The 2,043-nt window shown below is 57.6% G+C and carries 2 protein-coding genes; one reads left to right on the plus strand and one right to left on the minus strand.

From position 1 onward, the window contains the following. Positions 1–55: 55 nt before the first annotated feature. Complete coding sequence (locus FHW96_RS25820; protein WP_172343432.1) at positions 56–742, minus strand: TonB-dependent receptor plug domain-containing protein; 687 nt, start codon at positions 740–742, stop codon at positions 56–58. A 170-nt stretch (positions 743–912) separates the two neighbouring features. Here FHW96_RS25820 and FHW96_RS25825 point away from each other — a divergent pair, with 170 nt between their 5' ends. Continuing rightward, positions 913–1,926, plus strand: coding sequence for a LacI family DNA-binding transcriptional regulator (locus tag FHW96_RS25825; protein WP_172343433.1), 1,014 nt, complete (start codon positions 913–915; stop codon positions 1,924–1,926). The last annotated feature ends 117 nt before the right edge of the window (positions 1,927–2,043 follow it).

The following is a 2,043-nucleotide window of genomic DNA, read 5'->3' on the forward strand; positions in this document are numbered from 1 at the left end:
ACCGCAAGCTAGCCGCCTAAAACCAACCCCCAGACGAGGCCCGCACCCCGCTAATCTACGACGCAATTTGTGCCAAATGTTCTGATGACGGACAGTGCAGGTTCTTGCTAATGGGGCCGGCAATATAGAGATCGTTCCGCACGAAGTCATAAGTGGCGAGCTCAAGCTTGTAGCCGCCCTCGAATTTGTCTCCGCCGGTCTTGGTAACATAATTGACGATCGCGCCCAGGCCGTTCGAATAGAGAATGCCGCCAGGGCCGCCCTTCACGACCTCAACCCGGTCTGTCATCAGGTCGCTTGAGAAGAACACATCGTTGTTGGCGAAAGGAACATCGGAGTCCTGATAGACCGGCAGTCCATCGATAAGTTGAGGGGCATAACGATATCCGCTGCTGGGCAGGCCGCGAACGGTGACGTTGTTGCTGCGCTCGCCAGCCGTGCTGCCCTCCGAAAAAAAGCCGGGAATGTTGTTCAGCAGATCCGCAGTGCTGATCGGGGCAAGACGCTTGATATCTTCCTGGCTGAGCGTGTCGATCGTGAAAGTCGTGTCGAGCTTGCGGGTCTTGCGCACAACGCCGGTAACGATGATTTCGGGATTGGTGACGCTTGTCTTCTCATCCTGCGCCGCAGCCGACGGGGACGATGGCGCGGCCTGTGCCTGAGCAAGAGAAGGCAGGCTCAAGGCAGCGACCGAGGCGGTGGCTGCAAGGGCGCTAAGGTAACGTTGGCAACGACGGGTCATCTATTCTCCTCCCCCACACTTTGACCGCTCTTGATTCGCTTCAGGCGGCGGGCCGGATAAAGCATCGAATTGTCGACGTCGTCAATTTAAAAATGTCGACGTCGACATAATGGTGTCCCGGTCGCATTTTCCAGCTACAGTGATTGGCCGTTGTGACAAGGAGTAGCAGTTTGCAGACGATCAAAGACGTGGCCGCCCTTGCAGGCGTATCAGACCGAACGGTCTCGCGGGTCGTCAACGGCGAACCCAACATCAGCCGCAAAACCCGCGCCCGGGTGGAAGAAGCCATCGCGCGCCTCAATTATATTCCCAACCTTGCCGCGCGCATGGTCAGGACCAATCGCTCGGGAGTCATTGGCCTTATTACCGACGTTGTAACCACCACACCGAATTCGGTTGAAATCATCCGCGGCGTTCAGGATCGTGTTTCCCAATCAAACCAGAGTCTTCTCATCGCAAACACTTCGGGAACGCCCGAGGAGGAAGCCCGTGTATGGCGCACGTTTCAGGAACACCGGATCGATGGGGTTCTCTTTGCCACCATGTATCACCACGAGATCGACTTTGACCCTGCCTTGCATAATATCCCGACCGTGCTGGTCAATTGCTTTGCCTCGGCTGCCCAGGTGCCGGCTGTGGTGCCAGACGATGACAATGGCGGCTATGCGGCCGCACTCTATGCGATCAGCAAAGGCCATAAAAGAATTGCGTTCATCACTTTGAACCCCCTCATTCTTGCCTCCAGATTGCGCCGCGATGGTTTTGAGCGAGCCATGGGCGAAGCCGGTCTGTCCATCAGGCATGAATGGATACAGCCGGGCATTACCGGCGCCATCGGCGAGGAAATCATGTGCGCGTTCACAGCCGCTCAGAATTTGCTGACGTCTGCGGCTAAAGAGCGACCCACGATCATTCTGGCCGGCAATGACGAAATTGCCATGCAATGCATGTTTGCAGCCGCCAACCTCGGTCTGCGGGTTCCCGACGACATCGCGATCGTTGGCTTCGACGATTTCCGCATGATCTCCGAGCAGGTTGTGCCCCCGCTCACGACAGTGGCACTTCCCTATTATCAGATCGGGGTCCGCGCAGCCGATCGGCTGTTTGGGCTTCTGGCGGGATCGGATGTTATGCCAACCATTGAGCGCCTGCCCTGCCCCCTTGTTCAGCGGCGATCGGCCTGATCGAGCGCCACCGTCGCTGCCTTAAGCTGATGGGGTGGACGCCCCCCGACGGCATCGATGTGCCATAGTGGAGGTGTTGAACACCACTGAAGGAGGCGTCCGTGTCGGAGGTTATCA

This window comes from Novosphingobium sp. SG751A (genome assembly GCF_013149295.1).
Lineage (GTDB): Bacteria > Pseudomonadota > Alphaproteobacteria > Sphingomonadales > Sphingomonadaceae > Novosphingobium.